This is a genomic window from Streptomyces sp. NPDC096040 (assembly GCF_040303265.1).
Classification (GTDB): Bacteria; Actinomycetota; Actinomycetes; order Streptomycetales; family Streptomycetaceae; genus Streptomyces.
Genome location: NZ_JBEOTA010000002.1, coordinates 276699 through 295425, shown reverse-complemented (window position 1 = coordinate 295425; position 18727 = coordinate 276699). Strand labels below are relative to the sequence as shown.

18 protein-coding genes and 1 pseudogene are annotated in these 18727 nt (G+C 71.6%); 7 read left to right on the top strand and 12 right to left on the bottom strand.

The features are described from left to right. Window positions 1-31: 31 nt before the first annotated feature. The 5 genes from ABTY98_RS03185 (at window position 32) to ABTY98_RS03165 (ending at window position 4393) form a co-directional block, all read left to right on the top strand. Window positions 32-307 (top strand): hypothetical protein, encoded by a 276-nt coding sequence (locus tag ABTY98_RS03185; protein ID WP_352219123.1) that lies wholly within the window; start codon window positions 32-34, stop codon window positions 305-307. 161 nt (window positions 308-468) lie between these two features. Further along, window positions 469-1536, top strand: a complete 1068-nt coding sequence (locus ABTY98_RS03180) for a glucose-1-phosphate thymidylyltransferase (RefSeq protein ID WP_352219122.1) — start codon at window positions 469-471, stop codon at window positions 1534-1536. Further along, on the top strand, window positions 1533-2531 hold the full coding sequence (gene rfbB / locus ABTY98_RS03175; protein WP_352219121.1) for a dTDP-glucose 4,6-dehydratase: 999 nt from the start codon (window positions 1533-1535) through the stop codon (window positions 2529-2531). Before ABTY98_RS03180 ends, rfbB begins: the two co-directional genes overlap by 4 nt. Then, window positions 2531-3412 (top strand): dTDP-4-dehydrorhamnose reductase, encoded by an 882-nt coding sequence (gene rfbD, locus ABTY98_RS03170; protein WP_352219120.1) that lies wholly within the window; start codon window positions 2531-2533, stop codon window positions 3410-3412. Before rfbB ends, rfbD begins: the two co-directional genes overlap by 1 nt. A 156-nt stretch (window positions 3413-3568) precedes the next feature. After that, window positions 3569-4393, top strand: a complete 825-nt coding sequence (locus ABTY98_RS03165; protein ID WP_352219119.1) for a class I SAM-dependent methyltransferase — start codon at window positions 3569-3571, stop codon at window positions 4391-4393. A gap of 51 nt (window positions 4394-4444) precedes the next feature. Here the strand turns inward: ABTY98_RS03165 and rfbC are convergent, their stop codons facing one another. The 5 genes from rfbC to ABTY98_RS03140 form a co-directional block, all read right to left on the bottom strand. After that, window positions 4445-5038, bottom strand: coding sequence for a dTDP-4-dehydrorhamnose 3,5-epimerase (gene rfbC / locus ABTY98_RS03160; protein ID WP_352219118.1), 594 nt, complete (start codon window positions 5036-5038; stop codon window positions 4445-4447). A 5-nt stretch (window positions 5039-5043) separates the two neighbouring features. Next, window positions 5044-7071: a glycosyltransferase family 2 protein gene (locus ABTY98_RS03155; protein WP_352219117.1), complete on the bottom strand. Its 2028-nt coding sequence runs from the start codon at window positions 7069-7071 to the stop codon at window positions 5044-5046. Between the two features lie 149 nt (window positions 7072-7220). Beyond that, window positions 7221-7805 carry a hydrolase gene (locus ABTY98_RS03150; RefSeq protein WP_352219116.1) on the bottom strand — a complete coding sequence of 195 codons (585 nt, stop codon included), beginning with the start codon at window positions 7803-7805 and terminating at the stop codon, window positions 7221-7223. 8 nt (window positions 7806-7813) lie between these two features. Then, window positions 7814-9226 (bottom strand): MFS transporter, encoded by a 1413-nt coding sequence (locus ABTY98_RS03145; RefSeq protein WP_352219115.1) that lies wholly within the window; start codon window positions 9224-9226, stop codon window positions 7814-7816. Next, complete coding sequence (locus ABTY98_RS03140) at window positions 9223-9660, bottom strand: MarR family winged helix-turn-helix transcriptional regulator (RefSeq protein WP_352219114.1); 438 nt, start codon at window positions 9658-9660, stop codon at window positions 9223-9225. Before ABTY98_RS03140 ends, ABTY98_RS03145 begins: the two co-directional genes overlap by 4 nt. Window positions 9661-9750: 90 nt before the next feature. Here ABTY98_RS03140 and ABTY98_RS03135 point away from each other — a divergent pair, with 90 nt between their 5' ends. After that, the gene (locus ABTY98_RS03135; protein ID WP_352219113.1) at window positions 9751-10251 is read left to right on the top strand and encodes a metallophosphoesterase family protein; all 501 of its coding nucleotides are present in this window, start codon (window positions 9751-9753) and stop codon (window positions 10249-10251) included. Window positions 10252-10503: 252 nt separating this feature from the next. Next, window positions 10504-10644 (top strand): annotated as a pseudogene (locus tag ABTY98_RS03130) (GNAT family N-acetyltransferase); the annotation flags it as partial. Window positions 10645-10797: 153 nt separating this feature from the next. On the opposite strand, the gene ABTY98_RS03125 reads toward ABTY98_RS03130, so the two are convergent. From ABTY98_RS03125 to ABTY98_RS03095, 7 genes are read right to left on the bottom strand one after another with little or no spacing between them, the layout of a single operon-like run. Continuing rightward, window positions 10798-11412: an SRPBCC family protein gene (locus ABTY98_RS03125; RefSeq protein WP_352219112.1), complete on the bottom strand. Its 615-nt coding sequence runs from the start codon at window positions 11410-11412 to the stop codon at window positions 10798-10800. Window positions 11413-11431: 19 nt separating this feature from the next. Continuing rightward, window positions 11432-12538 (bottom strand): XdhC family protein, encoded by a 1107-nt coding sequence (locus ABTY98_RS03120; protein WP_352219220.1) that lies wholly within the window; start codon window positions 12536-12538, stop codon window positions 11432-11434. After that, on the bottom strand, window positions 12531-13691 hold the full coding sequence (locus ABTY98_RS03115; protein WP_352219111.1) for a vWA domain-containing protein: 1161 nt from the start codon (window positions 13689-13691) through the stop codon (window positions 12531-12533). The genes ABTY98_RS03120 and ABTY98_RS03115 overlap by 8 nt, the downstream gene beginning before the upstream one ends. A 6-nt stretch (window positions 13692-13697) precedes the next feature. After that, a complete protein-coding gene (locus tag ABTY98_RS03110; RefSeq protein WP_502994127.1) occupies window positions 13698-14555 on the bottom strand; it encodes an AAA family ATPase in 858 nt (285 codons plus the stop codon). A gap of 33 nt (window positions 14556-14588) precedes the next feature. Next, window positions 14589-15443 carry an FAD binding domain-containing protein gene (locus tag ABTY98_RS03105; RefSeq protein WP_352219110.1) on the bottom strand — a complete coding sequence of 285 codons (855 nt, stop codon included), beginning with the start codon at window positions 15441-15443 and terminating at the stop codon, window positions 14589-14591. Beyond that, window positions 15440-17914: a xanthine dehydrogenase family protein molybdopterin-binding subunit gene (locus tag ABTY98_RS03100; RefSeq protein ID WP_352219109.1), complete on the bottom strand. Its 2475-nt coding sequence runs from the start codon at window positions 17912-17914 to the stop codon at window positions 15440-15442. The genes ABTY98_RS03105 and ABTY98_RS03100 overlap by 4 nt, the downstream gene beginning before the upstream one ends. Further along, a complete protein-coding gene (locus ABTY98_RS03095) occupies window positions 17911-18393 on the bottom strand; it encodes a (2Fe-2S)-binding protein (RefSeq protein WP_352219108.1) in 483 nt (160 codons plus the stop codon). The genes ABTY98_RS03100 and ABTY98_RS03095 overlap by 4 nt, the downstream gene beginning before the upstream one ends. Window positions 18394-18727: the final 334 nt, after the last annotated feature.

Sequence of the window (18727 nt, the reverse complement as noted above, 5' to 3'; positions counted from 1 at the left end):
GGCGCGGCTCGACCCTTCTTAGGGTCTTGACGTGGCTCACACCTTCGAAGAACTCGTGGCGAAGCACCGCGCGGCCGACGCGGCCCACGAAAAGGTCCTGGAACTGCGGGACACCTACGGACCCCCGGCCCTGCAGCAGCCCGGCGGCGTCCAGTCCGAGACCTATGAGACCGCCCTGCGCGCCTGGCGCGACCTGGCCCGTGACGAACTGACCGCGGTGAGCGAGTACGCCCGCGACGAGGGCCGGCCGCGCTCCGAGGTGGAGGCGGAGGTGGAACGCGCGGCGGCCCTGCCGGAGGACTCCTGAGCCGCGACGGCGCGTGCGCCGAAATTACCGACAAAAAGGGCGAGATGCCAGTTCAGGGCACCTCGTGGCCACGTGACGTCCGTGCCAAGGCCATACTGTCGTAACCAATCAGGGAAACAGAAGAACGTCTCAATCAGATGTTCACCTCTAAGGTGTAGTGAATGAAGGCTTTGGTGCTCTCCGGCGGTGCCGGCACACGGCTGCGGCCGATCACCCACACATCGGCGAAACAGCTCGTGCCGGTGGCGAACAAACCCGTGCTGTTCTACGGGCTCGAATCCCTTGCCGCCGCGGGCGTCACCGAGGTCGGGATGATCGTCGGCGACACCGCCGCCGAGATCGAGGAAGCGGTCGGCGACGGGTCGAAGTTCGGCCTGGACGTCACCTACATCCCCCAGGAGCGCCCGCTGGGCCTGGCCCACGCGGTGCTGATCGCGCGGGAGTTCCTCGGCGACGACGACTTCGTCATGTACCTCGGCGACAACTTCATCGTCGGCGGCATCAGCGGACTGGTCGACGAGTTCCGCGAGACCCGTCCCGACGCCCAGATCCTCCTCACCCATGTGCCCAACCCGCGGGCCTTCGGCGTCGCCGAACTCGACGCCGACGGCCAGGTGATCGGCCTGGAGGAGAAGCCGCAGGAGCCCAAGAGCGATCTCGCCCTGGTCGGCGTCTACCTCTTCACGGCCGCCATCCACGACGCCGTGCGCGCCATCAAGCCGTCCTGGCGCGGCGAGCTGGAGATCACCCACGCCATCCAGCACCTCATCGACCAGCGTGCCGACGTGCACTCCACGGTGATCAAGGGCTACTGGAAGGACACCGGCAACGTCGTCGACATGCTGGAGGTCAACCGGACCGTCCTTGAGGGCATGGAGCCGCGCATCGACGGCGAGGTCGACGAGGCCAGCCAGATCGTCGGCCGGGTGGTCGTCGAGGCGGGCGCCCGCGTCACCAACTCGCGAATCGTCGGCCCCGCCGTGATCGGCGCCGGGACCGTCGTCGGCGACTCCTACGTGGGCCCCTTCACGTCCGTCGCCGAGAACTGCCGGATCACCGAGAGTGAGCTGGAGTTCTCCATAGTGCTGCGGGACTCCTCCATCGACGGGGTGGGCAGGATCGAGTCCTCGCTGATCGGCCGGCATGTCGAGGTGACCCCGGCACCCGGCACCCCCAGTGCCCACCGCCTCGTTCTCGGAGACCACAGCAAGGTGCAGATCCGTTCATGAACCTCCTCGTCACCGGCGCCGCCGGCTTCATCGGCTCCACGTACGTCCGCGGCCTCCTCGCCGACAGCGCTCCTGACGCGCCGCACATCACCGTGCTGGACAAGCTCACCTACGCGGGCACCCTCACCAACCTGCCCGAGTCGCATCCCCGCCTGACCTTCGTGCAGGGCGACATATGCGACGCCGAGCTGGTGGACAAGCTCATGGCCGAGGCCGACCAGGTGGTGCACTTCGCCGCCGAGTCGCACGTGGACCGCTCCATCGACGGGGCCGGCGCGTTCGTCCGCACCAATGTGCTGGGCACCCAGACCCTGCTCGACGCGGCCCTGCGGCACGGCGTCGGCCCGTTCGTGCACGTCTCCACCGACGAGGTCTACGGCTCCATCGAGACCGGCTCCTGGCCCGAGACCCACCCGCTCCAGCCGAACTCGCCGTACTCCGCGTCCAAGGCCTCCTCGGACCTGCTCGCGCTGGCCTTCCACCGCACCCACGGCCTGGACGTCCGCGTCACCCGCTGCTCCAACAACTACGGGCCGCACCAGTTCCCCGAGAAGGTCATCCCGCTCTTCGTGAGCAACCTCCTCGACGGCAGGAACGTTCCGCTCTACGGCGACGGCAGCAACGTCCGCGACTGGCTCCACGTCGAGGACCACTGCCAGGGCATCGAGCTGGTCCGCACCGGCGGCCGGGCCGGCGAGGTCTACAACATCGGCGGCGGCACCGAGCTCAGCAACAAGGAACTCACCGGTCTGCTTCTGGAAGCCTGCGGGGCCGGCTGGGACCGCGTCGACCACGTCGCCGACCGCAAGGGCCACGACCAGCGCTACTCCGTCGACTGGAGCAAGATCCACGACGAGCTGGGCTACACCCCCAAGCACGACTTCACCTCAGGACTCGCCGCCACCGTCGCCTGGTACCGCGACAACCGGGACTGGTGGGAGCCGCTGAAGGAGCGCGCCGCCCTCGAATCCCGCAAGGAGCAGGAGAAGCACTGATGAAGTGGCTCGTCGCCGGAGCGGGCGGGATGCTCGGCCACGACATGGTCGAGGAACTCACCCGCCGGGGTGCGGAGGTCGTGGCCCTCGGCCGCGCCGGACTCGACATCACCAGCGCCGACTCGGTGGAGTCGGCACTCGCCGGGCACCGGCCCGACCTGGTGGTGAACTGCGCCGCGTACACGGCCGTCGACGACGCCGAGACCGACGAGGAGCGGGCCCTGCTGATCAACGGCGAGGGCCCGCGCCTGCTGGCCCGCGCCGCCGCCCGGCACGGTGCCCGCCTCGTCCATGTCTCCACGGACTACGTCTTCGACGGCCACGCCCGCACCACCCCGTACGCCGAGGACCATCCCACGGACCCGCGCACCGCCTACGGACGCACCAAGCTCGCCGGCGAGCGGGCCGTCCTGGCGGAGCTCCCGGGCACGAGCGCGGTGGTCCGCACGGCCTGGCTGTACGGCACCCACGGCAAGAGTTTCGTGCGCACGATGATCGAGCTGGAGTCCCGCCGGGACACCCTCGACGTCGTGGACGACCAGCGTGGACAGCCCACCTGGAGCGCGGACCTGGCCGCCCGGATCGCCGACCTCGGCCCCCGTCTCGGGCCGGACGACCGCGCGCACGGTGTCTTCCACGGCACCAACTCCGGCGCGGCCACCTGGTGCGAGCTGGCCCGGGAGGTGTTCCGCCTCCTCGGCGCCGACCCGGAACGGGTGCGCCCCACCACCAGTGAGGCGTTCGTCCGGCCGGCCCCCCGCCCCGCGTACAGCGCCCTCGGCCACGACCGGTGGGCCGAGGCCGGTCTGGAGCCGCTGCGGGACTGGCGGGCGGCCCTGCATGAGGCACTGCCGCTCCTCCGCAAGGAGATCTCCCTGTAGAAGAACTGTGGGGCACCCCCGGGGTGCCCCACAGCCGTCTATACCGGACCGGCTTTTCCGCACTCTGTTGCGTTCACCACTTGTGGATCCGACTTCGTCACTACGATGATGCTTTGAATGCCATGTGAACCGGGTGCGGAAAGGACAAGTCTCGCGATGTCGATCCGAGCGACCGTGAAGTCCGTATTGGGTGAGAAGAATGTGCGGGTGTTGCGAAGGCTGAAGCGGCGTATCTCAGGTCGGCCGCCGGTCGGGTCGGCCAAGCCGGCGCCTCCGACCGGGCTCGACGCGATCTCCGGGGATCTCAACAAACTCGCCCAGCACTTCAAGACGGACAAGTGGGGAATACACCGCTACACACAGCACTACCAGCGCCATCTCGAGCACCTGAGGAACGAGTCGTTCAACCTGCTGGAAATCGGCATCGGCGGCTACAACAGGCCAGGTCAGGGCGGTGCTTCGCTGCGCATGTGGAAGCAGTTCTTCCCGAAGGCGCGAATTTTCGGAATGGACATCCAGGACAAGTCATTTGTCGACGAGGACCGCATCACGACGTTCATCGGAGACCAGTCCGATCCGTCGTCCCTGAACGCAGTCGCCGACAAGATCGGTGAGCTGGACGTCATCATCGACGACGGCAGTCACCGTAGTCCGCATGTGCTCACGACGTTCGCGACGCTCTTCCCCCGTCTCAAGGACGGTGGCATCTACATCGTCGAGGACACGCAGTCGTCGTACTGGCCCGAATGGCAGGGCAGCGAGGATCTGGATGCCGCGCACACCAGTATGGGGATGCTGAAGCGGCTGGTGGACGGGCTGAATTACGAGGAATTCGTCGTCGAGAACTATCAGCCGACGTACACGGACCTCAATGTGGTGGCCGTGCACTTCTACCACAACCTGGTGATCATCGAAAAAGGCAGGAATGCCGAGGGCAGCAACAAGCGCAGCGCGCTGAAGCAGCGTTACGCCAGGTCCTGACACCGCTCGCCCGAGGGGGGCCGAGCCACGGCTCGGCCCCCCTCGGCGTGCTCAGGCCCGCAACCGCTCGTAGTACGCCAGGCAGTCCGCGTACGTCGGCAGCAGCCCGGACGCCTCAGCCTCCGCCAGCGACGGCGCCTCGGCGTCCTTCTCCGACAGCACCGGCTCGAAGCCCTCGGGCCACTCGATTCCCAGCTCGGGGTCGAGCGGGTTGATGCCGTGTTCGCGGCCCGGCGCGTACCCGGCCGAGCACAGGTACACCACCGTCGCGTCGTCGGTCAGCGCCATGAACGCGTGCCCGAGGCCCTCCGAGAGGAACACGGCGTGCCGGTTCTCCTCGTCGAGCCGCACCGCCTCCCAGCGGCCGAAGGTGGGGGAGCCGACCCGGATGTCCACGACGACGTCCAGCACGGCCCCGCGTACGCACTTGACGTACTTGGACTGGCTCGGCGGTACGTCGGCGAAGTGGATGCCGCGCAGCACGCCCCGCCGGGAGACCGAGCAGTTGGCCTGCGCGAGGTCGAGATCGTAGCCGAGGGCCTCGCGGAACTCCGCGGCCCTGAACCACTCGTGGAAGCTGCCCCGGTCGTCGGGGAAGGCCTTGGGCTCCTGGACCCAGGCGCCTTCGATGTTCAGCGGTCGCACGGTTCTTACTTGCCTTCCTGTCGTGCGGGCCTGCCCCGGCCCAGGGCCCTGACCAGTGCGCGGCGCACCGGCAGCGGCAGCCGGCGGGCGAGGCGGCGTGCCGCGCTCGGCCTGGGCTTCGGCTTGGCGGCGGGCCTGGGCGCGGCCGCCGCGGGCTTCTTCGGGGCCTGCTTGACCACCTTCAGGCCCTCGGGGGAGTTACGGACGACGAGCGGCAGTGTGAAGAAGCGCGGCTCGGTCGCGTCCGCGACCAGGCACAGGGCGAGCCGCCAGCCGCCCTCCTGCAGCGAACGCACCGGCAGCGGGGCGTCCAGCACCGCTCCGCCGCCCCCGGCGGGCGACAGCGTGGCGGGCACCTCCAGCACCTCGGCGGCGGGCTTCGGGCCGGTCAGCCGGACCGACGCCTTGACGTCACCGGCGACATGGAAGGGCAGCACCGCGCGCAGCCGGTCGCCCGCGACGGTGAAGTCCTCCGGCTTGAACTCGCCGAAGCCCAGCCGCTTGCTCGCCAGGTCGACGTCCAGTGCGAAGTTGTCCTTGACCGTCCAGTACGGCAGTACCCGGCGGCCGCCGACCACACCCGGGGACGGCATCGCGGGGAACGGCTCCCTGGACACCGGGAAGAGCCGGTGCTCCCGCGTCCAGCCGCCGATCGTCAGCCGGACGAACGCGTCCCACAGCCCCGGCGGCAGCGCCTGGCCGCTGGCCGCGGTCCCCGGGTCCACGGTGGCCATGGCCCGCACGACAAGGCGGACGCGGTCCGGCTCGCCCTCGGCGGGCAGCGTCTCGCGGGTGATCTCGACCGGCTGGAAGAACTGGGCGTGCGTCTCGCGCTCGCGCACCACCAGGTCGACGTTGGCCTTCTCGAAGCGGGCGGCGGTGCCGCGCTCCAGCCGGTCGACGGCGTCGGCGGCCGACGCCGCCGGGCCGTCGGGCGAGGTGACGGCGGTGTCGGCCGGATAGGTCTTCGGCGCGCCGTCGGCGGTGTACTCGGCGCTGAAGTCGACCTTCAGTGCGCCGCCGTCCCAGGTGACGCTCTCCAGGGCCGTCGACGGGGCGACGGACGCCTCCCACTCGGCGACGGCGACCACGTCCTCGTACCGGCCGGCCGCGGCCAGCTCGGCGACGACCCGCTGGGCGGGGCCGAGCAGGGCGAACACGGAGGGGCCCATGCGCTCGGCGATCACCTTGTGGATCTCGTCGAAGAGTTCCTTGCGGTAGTCGTCCGGCAGTTTGAGGAACCGCTTGCCGCGCAGCCGCTCGGTCATCTCGTTGTTCAGCCAGCGCCGGAACATCCGGTCGCGCCTGGCGCCGGGCTCGGTGTAGCGCTCGACGACGTCGAGGGCCTCGCGCAGGTTGGCGAAGTAGCCCACCGGGTCGAAGCGCTGGAAGCCGGCGTTGGAGGCGTCCTCGCGCTTGAGGTGGTAGTAGCAGACGTAGTCGCTGAGCACGGAGATGTTCGACGCGCGCAGGTACGCCTCGGCGACGAAGACATGGTCCTCCAGACGCCGTCTGCCCTCGGGGAAGCGCAGCCCGATGCGGTCCAGGAAGGACCGGCGCAGCATCTTGTGCGGGGTGAGGCTGTCCATGATCGGGGCGTTCTCGACGGTGGCCCGCGGGTGGTTGCGCCGGAAAAGCTCCACCGGCACCGGACGGCCCTTGCCGGCCATCTTGCCGATGATCAGATCGGCCTCGTTCGCGACGCCGTAGTCGTACATCCGCTCCAGGGCTTCGTCGCCGAGGAAGTCGTCGTTGTCGACGAACATCACGAACTCGCCCTTGGAGGCCGCGATGCCGACGTTGCGGGGCTTGCCGGACCAGCCGGAGGGCTCCTGGTGGATGACGTGGACGTGCGGGTGCTCGGCGGCGAGCGCGTCGAGCCGGGCCGGGGTCTCGTCGCTGGAGCCGTCGTTCACGAAGATCACTTCGTACTCGTCGCGCGGCAGCGACTGCCGCAGCACCGAGGCGATGCAGTCCTCGATATAGGGCCCCGGATTGTAGACAGGGACGACAACACTGACCTTGACCGGCATCCGGCTTCCTAGCCCCCTGGATAAGCCGTCCGTTCTCCTGGACGGCACGTACATGTGGCCGAATGCTAACCCGGTCTTGGCCTCGGGTGTGTCCCACCCCTTGGTCAAGACCGGGTCGTGAAGGGTCAGCCGTGCGTCAAGATGCCTGCTCAGCCGTGTGTCTTGGCGAGCAGCTCAAGGACCTCGGCGGTGCTGCCGGACTCGCCGAGCCGCGGAAAGATCCGCTCCATGCTGCCGCGGTGCGCCTCGGGGTCGGCGTCGGCCATGGCGTCCGTGGCGAGCGTCACGTGGTAGCCGTGCGCATAGGCGTCGCGGGCGGTCGACTCCACCCCGATGCTGGTGGCGATGCCGGTCAGGACGATCTGGGTGACGCCCCGGCGGCGCAGCTGGACGTCCAGGTCGGTGCCGTGGAAGGCGCTCCAGTTGTGCTTGGTGACGAGAATGTCGCCGTCGTGGCCGGAGAGTTCGGCGACGACGGTGTCCCAGCCCTCCGGGAAGGCGAGCCCGCGCGGCTGGCGCTCGGTGCGGCCCGGGACGGCGTCGGCGCCGTCGGCGGCGAAGGACACCCGGACCAGGACCACGGGCAGGTTCTGGGCGCGGAAGGCGTCGGCGAGCTCGACGGTACGGGCCACGACCTCGGCTCCGGAGTACGGCTGGGTGGGCATGCCCACGATGCCCTGCTGGAGGTCGACGACGACAAGGGCGGTACGCGGGTCGAGGGTGCTCAGAGACATGGGGTGGATCAGGCCTTTCGGGGGGCTTGACGGGGTCGGGGGGTGAGCCGGGCCAGGGAGCGGTCCGGCAGGGTGATCGCCAGCAGCAGTGCGGAGCCGGCGAGCATGAACAGGGCCAGGCCGTGCAGCCCGCCCGTGTCGGCGCGGTGCGGGTAGAACGCCGCGGTGGCGGCGGAGGCACCCAGCGCGCCGAGGTACATGAAGGTGCGCAGCAGCCCGGCGGCGGAGCCGATCCGCTCCGGGTCGGCCTGCCGGTACAGCGCGTTCTGCGCGGCGAGACCGAGCAGACCCTGCGGTATGCCCAGCAGCACCCCGGTGGCGAGCAGCATCCAGACCGGGCTGTGGGCGTCGAACAGCAGCAGCGCCGCGCAGCCCGCGAGCTGCAGCACGGAGCCGACGAGCAGCTTGGCGCGGATCGCCTCACGGCGGCCGGTGAGCGTGGAGACGACCAGCGCGGCGACCGACAGCGGCAGCAGCACGAGCCCCGCGGTGGAGGCGCTGAGCCCGCGGCCCTCCTCCAGCCACTGTGTGTAGCCGTACAGGAAGGCGTAGGAGGTGACGCAGCCGAGGAACTGACGTACGTAGGTGGCGATGAGCGGGCCGTTGCCGCCAAGGACGCGCAGGTCGACGAACGGGTCAGGCACGCGCAGTTCCCGGGCGGCGAAGGCGACGGCCACGACCAGGGTCAGGGCCGGCAGGTACCAGCGGTCGAGCCGCGGGTCCATCAGGAAGAGCATCAGGGAGACCAGCAGGACGGCGAAGAGGGCCATGCCGGGGAGGTCCATGCTCTGGCGCCGCTCGGCGGGGTCGGCCTTCGGCAGCCACAGGACGCCCAGGACCAGACAGGCCGCCGAGAGCGGCACGTTCACGGTGAACACCAGGTGCCAGCCGCCGGCGCCGATCAGCAGCCCGCCCAGCGTCGGGCCGATCACGGCCACGGTCTGCCCCGACACGGCGAGCGCGGTGAGTACCCCGGCCGGGCTGTCCCGCCCGGTGCGTTCGGCCTCGCTCCTGGTCAGCCGCATCGCCGCCGGAAACGCCGCCGACGTGCCGAAACCGAGCAGTACCCGCGCGGCGATCAGCACACCCAGCGAGGGCGCCAGCGCGCCCATCAGTCCGGCGACGCCCACCAGGCCCGTGGCGAGGAGGTACAGCCGGCGCGGCCCGTACATGTCCACCAGTCGCCCGATCACCGGCTGGCCCACGGCCGTCGCCAGGTAGAGCGCGGAGACCAGCCACACCGTCTCGGCGGGCGGTGCCCCGAAGGCGATGCCGATCGGCACCAGGGCCACGGCGATCATCGAGGAGTTGATCGGGTTGAGTACGGAACCGAGGACCATCGGCGCGATCAGCCGCCGGTCGAAGCCGGCGGGGGCCGGGCGGGTGTCCCGCCGGGTGCGTCCGGTGAGCCTGGGTATCACGACCGCGAGAGCCGTTCCAGCAGTTCGAACGCGGTGAGCATGGTCTGGCGTTCTTCCTCGGTGTAGCGCTCCTGGAAGGCGCGGGCCAGCCACTCGTCGCGCACCTGCCGGTTGCCCTCGACACGTGCCTGCCCGGCCTCGGTGAGGGTGACCAGCTGGCGGCGGCCGTCGGTCGGGTCGGGGCTGCGGCGGATCAGCCCCTGCTGGTCGAGGGCGGCCAGCGTGGTCGCCATGGACTGCGGCCGTACCCCCTCGGCGGAGGCCAGCGCGCTGGCGGTGGCGGCGCCGTGCTTGGAGACCAGGGTGAGCGCCGACTCCTGGGACGGGGTGAGGTCCGCGTCCTGCGCGACCTCCCGGATACGGCGCCGCAGTCTGCTGAACACCACCCGCAGGTCGCGCGCCCCGCGGCTCGCTGAGTCCGAGATCTGAACCATGCGGCCCACCCTAGAACCGTCAGCGAAAACTGTCCAGTCCAAACTGTTAAGTTCAAACTGAGGACCTCGCGCGGTCGCTAGGCTGGTCCTGTGCGCCTGCTCCTCACCTCCGACACGCACCTCCCGGTGCGCGCCAAGCGGCTCCCGGACCAGCTCCTCGCCGAACTCCCGCGCGCGGACGTCGTGTTCCACGCCGGCGACTGGGTCGACGAGGCCACCCTCGACCTGCTGGAGAGCCACAGCCGCCGGCTGATCGCGGTGTACGGCAACAACGACGGGCCGGGCCTGCGCGCCCGGCTTCCCGAGGTGGCCTACGCCGAGCTGGGCGGCCTGCACTTCGGCGTCATCCACGAGACGGGTTCCGCCCAGGGCCGTGAGGACCGCTGCGCCGCCCGCTTCCCGGACCTGGACGTCCTGGTCTTCGGGCACAGCCACATCCCCTGGGACACCACGGCCCCCGGCGGCCTGCGCCTCCTCAACCCCGGTTCACCCACCGACCGCCGCCGCCAGCCCCACTGCACCTACCTCACCGCGACCATCGCCGACGACGCCCTCACGGAGGTGACACTCCACCGGCTGCCACCACGCTGACGACGCTCCGGCAGGATGCGGCGATGATCTCCGGCTCCGAGATTCCCGACGCCGTTCCGGCAGGCCGCATCGCCCGCAGCGAGCAGGCCGCCCTTTTGCTGCCGAGCGCGCCGCCGGTCAGGATCCCGCGATCCGGCAGGGGAACCTGCCAACCGTGCCGACCCGGGCCGAGGCGGCCCGACGCATCGAACGCGGACGTGAACGCCGACGTCCCGAGACCGGCGCCGCCTGGGTCGTCGCCCTCCCGGCGAGGTGGCCCTCGGCTTCGTCGGCCGGAACGACGTCGACCTCGCGGGCGGCAGCGCCGAGATCGTCTACTGGGTGTTGCCCGAGGCGCGCGGCGGCGGCATCGCCGTGGAAGCGGTACGACGGCTCAGCCACTGGGCCCCGGACGACCTTGGCCTGCACCGGCTGCGGCTGTGTCACTCGGTGGCCGACCCCGCCGCCCGGCCGTGTCGCGGAGAAGCCGGATACACCTTCGAAGGCGCCATGCGCGGTGCCCTGCGGCACGTCGACGGCAGACACGACCAGCATCAGGCGTGGGCGTCACCGGTGCCCGGAGGCCCGCCTCCTCCGGCGGAGCCTTGTCGCCAGCCATGTCAACGCGAGCGCCCCGACCACCACCGCCGCCGCCCGCTTGGCCACCGGCACCCCCGCCATGCGCAGCAGATCGAGCGGCGGTGCCTCCTCCTCGTCGACGACCGGCTCGCCCGGTGCCTGCTCGGCCAGCCGTTCCGCCAGGCAGGCCGCGAACTGTCCCACCAGCCGGTCGCCCACCTCCGACAGCACCCCGCGTCCGAACTGCGCCGGACGTCCCGTCACCGTCAGGTCGGTGTCGACGGACACCGCCGTACCGCCGTCGCGTTCGGCGAGCGAGCCGGTGACCGTGGCCCTGGCCGTGCCCTGCCCCCGGGTCTCCCGGCCGGTCGCCGCCAGCACCATTCGGTGGGCCGTCTCGTCCTGTTCGTCGAAGACCGCGGTGCCCCGGTAGGTCACCGTGACCGGGCCGACCTTCACCTTCACCGAGCCGGTCACGGTCCTGCCGTCGTAGTCCTCCACAACCGCGCCCGGCAGACAGGGCGCGACCCGTTCGATGTCGAGGAGCGCGCGCCAGGCGTCCTCGACGGGGACGGGGACGGTGAACTCGTGGTGCAGTTCCATGACTCACTCCTCCTGACAGTCAGCGGCCGGCGGCCGCGTGGATGGCCCCGGTGGTCGAGGTCAGCGGCGCGCCGCTGCCGCCCCAGCGCAGGGCGACGATCTCGGCGGCGACGGACACCGCGACCTCCTCGGGCGTACGGGCCCCGAGGTCGAGGCCGAGCGGTGAGCGCAGCCGGGACAGTTCGGCCTCGGCGAGACCGGCCTCGGACAGCCGGGCGCGCCGCTCCTCGTGGGTCTTGCGGCTGCCCATCGCCCCGATGTAGGCGGCCGGCCGACGCAACGCCTCCTCCAGCAGCGGCACATCGAACTTCGGGTCGTGGGTGAGGACACAGATCACCGTGCGGTCGTCGGTCACGGTGCCGCTCAGATAGCGGTGCGGCCAGTCCACGACCACCTCGACGGCGGCCGGGAAACGCTTGGCCGTGGCGAAGACCGGGCGGGCGTCGCACACGGTGACCCGGTAGCCGAGGAAGTCACCGATGCGGGCCACCGCCGCCGCGTAGTCGATCGCGCCGAACACCAGCATCCGCGGCGGCGGCGCGAACGACTCCAGGAACACCGTCACCGCATCCTCACGGCGCTCCCCGCGCGGCCCGTAGTGCCTCAAGACCGAGGCACCGAGGGCGAGTTCGCCGCGCGCGTCCGCGGTGACGGCGACGTCGAGGCCGGTCGCGCCGAGCGTGCCCGCCACCCGGCCCGGCCAGACGGTGAGGGTGGCCCCGCGCGGTGCGGGCCCGTCCACCACCGTGGCCACGGTCACCGGTTCGCCCGCGGCGACCGACGCGGCGACCGCGCCGAACGCCGGGTCCGATGCGGCGGTCACCGGCCGTACCAGCACGGTGATCTCACCGCCGCAGGTCAGCCCCACCGCGAAGGCGTCCTCGTCGCTGTAACCGAAGGTCTGCAGCCGCGGCTCGCCGCTCGCCACGACCTCCTGCGCCAGCTCGAACACGGCGCCCTCCACACAGCCGCCGGAGACGCTGCCCACGACTTCGTCGTCCGGCCCCACCGCCATGGCCGCTCCGGGCCCGCGCGGCGCGCTGCGGCTGACCGCGACCACCGTGGCCAGCCCGAACGGGATGCCGTCCGCATGCCAGCCGGCCAGCGCCGGCAGAATCTCACGCACCATCCGCTCCTCTCGCCACCCGCGCCCCACGCACCACGGACGCCAGCCGCTCCAGCGCCGCCAGGCTGTGCCCCTCGACGAAGGCGTCGACGCTGGGCAGCGCCGCCGCCATCCCGGCCGCCAACGGCGCGTAACCCGGCCGTGCCTTGCGGGGGTTCGCCCACACCACCTGGTGGGCCAGGGCGTGCAGCCGGCGCATCTGCTGCCCGAGCAGTTCGGGATCGCCGCGCTCCCAGCCGTCCGAGAGCAGCACGACGATCGCGCCGCGCGCCATCCCGCGCTGACCCCACCGGCCCAGAAACTCCCGCAGCAGCTCGCCGAGCCGGGTGCCGCCGCGCCAGTCGGGCACCGCCGCCGCGACGGCCGCCATCGCCAGGTCGGGGTCGCGGTGCGACAGTTCGCGGGTCACCCGGGTCAGCCGGGTACCGACGGTGAACACCTCCGTGCGGCCCGCACGGACCGCCGCGTGCGCGAACCGCAGCAGCGCGTCGGCGTACGGCCCCATGGAACCGCTCACATCGACGAGCAGCACCACCCGGCGGGGCCGCACCACCCGCGCGTGCCGGCGCAGCAATGCCGGCTCCCCGCCGCGCCGCAGCAACTCCCGTACCGTACGGCGCGGATCGACCTGGCCGCGCCGGGCGGCCCGCCGCCGTGCCGAGCGCCGGGTCTGCCCCTCCAGCGTGAACACGGACAGCAGACGGCGCAGTTGGGCCCGTTCGGCGGCGTCCAGTTCGGTGACGTCGCGGTGCCGCAGCACCTCGGCGGAGCTGGCGAGGGCGGCGGTCGGCGGCCCCGACGGCTCGCTCGTGCCGCGCGCCCGGGGCGCCGCGGCCGCCTCCCGTGCGACGAGCCGCAGCCGGGGTGGGGGAGCGGTATGTGCCGGCTGCCGGGCGGGGGCGCCGGACGGTCCGAAGTAGGCGGCGAACACCCGGTCGTAGCGCTCCAGGTCGTCGTGGCCGCCGCACAGCGTCGCCCGCCCCGCCCAGTACACATCGGAGCGCATCTCCGGCCGCAGGGCTGCCACGGCGCGCAGGAACGCGTACCCGCGCTCGGTGCTCGCGTCCACGCCCGCCGCCCGCAACGCCCGTACGAAGCCGAGCAGTACGGCGTCCGCCGGCAGCCCGGCCGGTCTCGGCAGTGTCGCGTCCATCCCCGGTCACCCGCCCCGGGCCGCGAGGACCGCCGCGAGATCCATCCCTCGCGCCCGTGCCGTGTCCTCCCGGTATTTGAGCACCGAACCGAGGGTCTGCACGGCCAGTTCAGCGTCCACCTCGCTCGCCCCCAGCGCGTCCAGGGCCTCGGCCCAGTCCAGCGTCTCGGCCACACCCGGCGGCTTGACCAGGTCCGCGCCCCGCAGCGCCTGCACCAGCGCGGTGACCTGCTCGGCCAGCCGCGCCGACACCCGAGGCAACCGGCGGCGGACGATGGCGAGTTCGCGGGCGAAGGAGGGATGGTCGAACCAGTGGTAGAGGCAGCGCCGTTTCAGCGCGTCATGCACCTCCCGGGTGCGGTTCGAGGTCAGCACGACCACCGGTGGTTCCTCGGCCCGCAGCGTGCCGAGTTCCGGGATCGTGACGGAGTACTCGGACAGCAGCTCCAGCAGGAACGCCTCGAACTCGTCGTCGGCCCGGTCGATCTCGTCGACCAGCAGCACCGACGGCTGCGTCTGCAGGGCCAGCAGCAGCGGCCGGGCGATCAGGAACCGCCGGTCGTACAGCTCGCTCTCCAGGCGGTCCGCGTCGTTCACACCGGCGGCCTCGGCGGCCCTGAGGTGCAGCAGCTGCCGGGGGAAGTCCCAGTCGTACAGCGCCTGCGAGGCGTCGATGCCCTCATGGCACTGCAGGCGGATCAGCGGCGCGCCGAGCGCCTCGGCCAGGGCGGACGCGAGCGCGGTCTTGCCCACACCCGCGTCGCCCTCGCAGAACAGCGGGCGGTGCAGCCTCAGTGCCAGGAAGCAGGTGACGGCCAGCCCTTCGTCGACGAGGTACCCCGTCTCCTCCAGACACGCCCGCACCTGCTCCGGGTCGTCCTTCCGGGTGATCGGCGCTCACCCCATTCCGCCGGCGGTCAGCACCGCCCGCCGGGTCAGCACCCGTGCGAGGTGCTCCCGGTACTCGGGCGAGGCCGACAGATCCTGGGACGGGCGGGTGCCCTCGGCCGCGGCCTCCGCCGCCTGTGCCACGGCCGCCGGGCCGTCGGCACCGGACAGCGCCGCCTCGGCGGCCGTGGCCCGCAGCGGGGTCGAGCCCATGTTGGTGAGCCCGATGCGGGCCCCGGCGATCCGCCCGTCGTCGCGCCGGACCAGCGCGGCGACCCCGACGATGGCCCAGGACTGGGCGACCGCGTGGAACTTCTCGTAGTGGAAGCCCCAGCCGTCCGCCTTCGGGATCCGCACCTCCACCAGCAGTTCGTCCGGCGCCAGGGCCGACTGGAGGTAGTCCACGAAGAACTCCCCGGCCGGGATGGTGCGCCGGCCGCCCGGCCCGGCGACGACCAGTGCGGCGTCGAGGGCCAGGGCGACCGCGGGCAGGTCCCCGGCCGGGTCCGCGTGCGCCAGGGAACCGCCGAGGGTGCCGCGGTGCCGTACGGCGGGGTCGGCGACGGTGGCCGTCGCCTCCGCCAGCAGTCCGGCGTGCCGGCGCACCAGGGGATCGTGGATGACGTCGTGGTGCGTGGTCAGCGCGCCGATGGCGAGTATGTCGCCGTCCTCGCGGACGCCCCGCAGCTCCGGGATCCGGCCGACGTCCACGACCAGCTCCGGGAAGGCGAGCCGCAGGCGCAGCAGCGGCAGCAGGCTCTGTCCGCCGGCCAGCACCTTCGCCTCCTCGCCCGCGTCGGCGAGCGCGTGTACCGCCTCGTCGACGCTCGTCGGGCGGGTGTACTCGAACGCGGGGGGAATCATGAGGAATCCTCCTCGTACTGGCCCAGGTCGCCGGACCGGGCGGCCTGCCCGGACTGCCCGGACTGTGCGGGACCGGTCCCGCCGGCCTCCTCGCCCGCCCCGCCCCGGCCGGCGCGGGCGGCCTGCACGGCCTGCCACACCCGGTGCGGCGAACACGGCATCCGTACGTCCTGCACGCCCAGCGGCCGCAGCGCGTCCACCACGGCGTTGACCACGGCGGGTGTCGACGCGATCGTCCCGGCCTCGCCGACTCCCTTCACCCCCATGGAGTTCGAGGCCGCCGGGGTCTCCGTCCGGTCGGTGACGAAGTCCGGCAGATCCGCCGCCGACGGCACCAGGTAGTCGGCCATGGTCCCGGAGACGAGGTTGCCGTCGTCGTCGTACACGGCCTCCTCGTACAGCGCCTGCGCGATGCCCTGGGCCAGACCGCCGTGCACCTGGCCCTCGACGATCATCGGGTTGACGACCCGGCCGATGTCGTCGACGCAGACGTACGACCTGATCCGGGTCTGCCCGGTCTCCGTGTCGACCTCGACCGCGCACAGGTGGGTGCCGTGCGGGTAGGAGAAGTTCTCCGGGTCGACCACGGTCTCGGCGTTGATGGTCGGTTCGACGCCGTCGGGCAGGTCGTGGCTGGTGAACGTCTCGAAGGCGATCTCCTGGATGGTCTTCCGGGCCTCCGGCGAACCCTTCACCGCGAACACGCCGTCCGTGAACTCCAGGTCCTGCTCGCTCGCCTCCAGGAGGTGCGCGGCGACCTTCCGCGCCTTCTCGACCACCTTCGTCGCCGCCCGGTGCACGGCCTCGCCGCCGACGGACAGTGACCGCGAGCCGTAGGTGTCCATCCCCTGCGGAGCCGACCTGGTGTCGCCGTGCACCACCTCGACGTCGTCGAACGGCACCCCGAGCACGTCGGCCGCGATCTGGCTCCAGCAGGTCTCGTGGCCCTGCCCGTGCGGGCTGGTACCGGTGACCACCTCGACCTTCCCGGTGGGCAGCATGCGGATGCTCGCCGCCTCCCAGCCGCCGGCCCCGTACCTGAGGTCGCGCAGCACCCGGCTCGGTGCCAGCCCGCACATCTCGGTGAAGGTCGACACGCCGATGCCGAGGCGTACGGGGTCGCCGCGCTCGTTGCGCTGCTGCTGCTCGGCGCGCAGATCGTCGTAGCCGAACAGGGCGAGGGCCTTCTCGGTGGCCGCCTCGTAGTTGCCGCTGTCGTAGGTCAGTCCGGCGATCGTGGTGTACGGGAACTCGTCATGCCGGATCCAGTTGCGGCGCCGCAACTCCACCGGATCCAGGCCGAGTTCGGCCGCCAGCTCGTCCATGGTCCGCTCGATGGCGAAGGTCGCCTCAGGGCGCCCGGCACCGCGGTAGGCGTCGGTGGGCGTGCGGGTGGTGAAGACACCGGTGCAGGTGAAGTCGTAGGCGTCCATCTTGTAGATCGCCGGGTACATGAAGGCGCCGAGGAGCGGGATGCCCGGGGTGACCAGCATCAGATAGGCGCCCATGTCGGCGATCAGGTCGACCTTCAGACCGAGCAGCCTGCCCTCGCGGGTGGCGGCCACCTCGATGTCCTGGATCATGCCGCGGCCGTGGTGGGTGGCGAGGTAGCCCTCGGAGCGGGACTCGGTCCACTTCACCGGGCGGCCCAGCTTGCGCGCCACCGCTAGGGCGAGGGCCTCCTCGCCGTACACCTGGAGCTTGGAGCCGAAGCCGCCGCCCACGTCCGGGGCGATCACCCGGAGCTTCTGCTCGGGGATCCCGGTGACCATGGCCAGCATGATCCGCAGGATGTGCGGGATCTGGGTCGCCGAGTAGACCGTGTACTCGCCGGAGGCGGCGATCGGGGTGACGACGACCGCGCGCGGTTCCATGGCGTTGGGGATCAGCCGCTGCTGGTGGTATCGGCGCTTGAGGGTCACCTCGGCGCGCTGTCGTACGGCGTCGTAGCTCTCGCCGGTGGCGAGCGGCCAGGTGTAGCAGCGGTTGGTGCCCTTGTCGGCGTGGACCAGCGGAGCGTCGTCCGCCAGCGCGGCTTCCAGGTCGAGGACCGGGGGCAGCGGGTCGTAGTCGACCTCGATCGCCTCCAGCGCGTCGGCCGCCGCGTACCGGTCGCGCGCGACGACCACGGCCACCGGGTCACCCGCGTGGCGCACCTCGTCGACGGCGATCGGCGGGTGGTCGGGGAGCACGATGTCCTCGGTCACCGGCCAGGCGCAGGGCAGCGAGCCCAGCCCCTCGGCGAGATCGGCGCCGGCGAACGCGGCGATCACGCCGGGGCGTTCGCGGGCGGGGGAGACGTCGACGCGGGTGATGCGGGCGTGGGCCATCGGGCTGCGCAGGATGGCGAGGTGGAGCAGTCCGGCGACCTGGATGTTGTCGGTCCAGTTGGTCTGGCCGGTGATCAGCCGGGCGTCCTCCTTGCGCAGCCGGGCGCGGCCGACCTCGTGTTCGACGGCCTGATCGGTCATGCCGTGGCCTCCTCGGGTACCTGTTGCCCGGAGGCGGCGAGCACCGCGCGGACGATGTTCTGGTAGCCGGTGCACCGGCAGAGATTGCCCTCCAGGGCCTGGCGGATCTCGTCGGAGGTGGGGTGCGGGTTCTCGCTCAGCAGATCGCGGGCCGCCATGATCATGCCGGGGGTGCAGTAGCCGCACTGCAGAGCGTGCCGCTCGTGGAACGCGTGCTGGAGCGCTGTCCACTCGCCGTCCTTGGCCAGCCCCTGGACGGTGGTCACGGTGCCGCCGTCCGCCTGGACGGCCAGGACCGAGCAGCTCTTGACGGTGGCCCCGTCCAGGTCGACGGTGCACGCGCCGCAGTTCGAGGTGTCGCAGCCGATCGGGGTGCCGGTCAGGCCGAGCCGGTCGCGCAGGTAGTGGGCGAGCAGCAGACGGGGTTCCACCTCGTCCTCGTAGGGCGTGCCGTCCACGTTCACCTTGATGTGGGTCATGTGCCCTCCAGACCGTGCGGGCAGGAGCGAGGGGAAAAATAGGGGGTATGCATCAGAAAGACGTGATGCACATCACTCTAAGACCGGGCTCTGGAGGCGGCGAGCGCTGCGAGGAGGATTTGGTTGAGCATTAATCCATCGCTGTCGCGGGTGGCGTCCTGCTGCACTTCCCCTGACTTGATTGGACGGAAGTGCCGATCACACCGCGTGATCGACGGCCGTGGTCGAGAGTCCCGGGGGACTCCCACTGCCTTGAACGAACGGCGGCGCGTGCTTCTGGAACGGCTGGCTGCCGGTGAGGAACCCGGGGTCTGGGCGCCGGGGGGCCGGCGCT

Excerpts from the sequence above, each read along its gene's own strand:
- ABTY98_RS03095 (WP_352219108.1), bottom strand. The coding sequence starts at position 18,393 with ATGACCCACATCAAGGTGAACGTGGACGGCACGCCCTACGAGGACGAG.
- ABTY98_RS03180 (WP_352219122.1), top strand. The coding sequence starts at position 469 with ATGAAGGCTTTGGTGCTCTCCGGCGGTGCCGGCACACGGCTGCGGCCG.
- ABTY98_RS03155 (WP_352219117.1), bottom strand. The coding sequence starts at position 7,071 with ATGCCGGTCAAGGTCAGTGTTGTCGTCCCTGTCTACAATCCGGGGCCC.
- ABTY98_RS03140 (WP_352219114.1), bottom strand. The coding sequence starts at position 9,660 with ATGGTTCAGATCTCGGACTCAGCGAGCCGCGGGGCGCGCGACCTGCGG.
- ABTY98_RS03115 (WP_352219111.1), bottom strand. The coding sequence starts at position 13,691 with ATGGACGCGACACTGCCGAGACCGGCCGGGCTGCCGGCGGACGCCGTA.
- ABTY98_RS03165 (WP_352219119.1), top strand. The coding sequence starts at position 3,569 with ATGTCGATCCGAGCGACCGTGAAGTCCGTATTGGGTGAGAAGAATGTG.
- ABTY98_RS03100 (WP_352219109.1), bottom strand. The coding sequence starts at position 17,914 with ATGACCGATCAGGCCGTCGAACACGAGGTCGGCCGCGCCCGGCTGCGC.
- rfbD (WP_352219120.1), top strand. The coding sequence starts at position 2,531 with ATGAAGTGGCTCGTCGCCGGAGCGGGCGGGATGCTCGGCCACGACATG.
- ABTY98_RS03150 (WP_352219116.1), bottom strand. The coding sequence starts at position 7,805 with ATGTCTCTGAGCACCCTCGACCCGCGTACCGCCCTTGTCGTCGTCGAC.
- ABTY98_RS03105 (WP_352219110.1), bottom strand. The coding sequence starts at position 15,443 with ATGATTCCCCCCGCGTTCGAGTACACCCGCCCGACGAGCGTCGACGAG.
- ABTY98_RS03125 (WP_352219112.1), bottom strand. The coding sequence starts at position 11,412 with ATGGAACTGCACCACGAGTTCACCGTCCCCGTCCCCGTCGAGGACGCC.
- rfbB (WP_352219121.1), top strand. The coding sequence starts at position 1,533 with ATGAACCTCCTCGTCACCGGCGCCGCCGGCTTCATCGGCTCCACGTAC.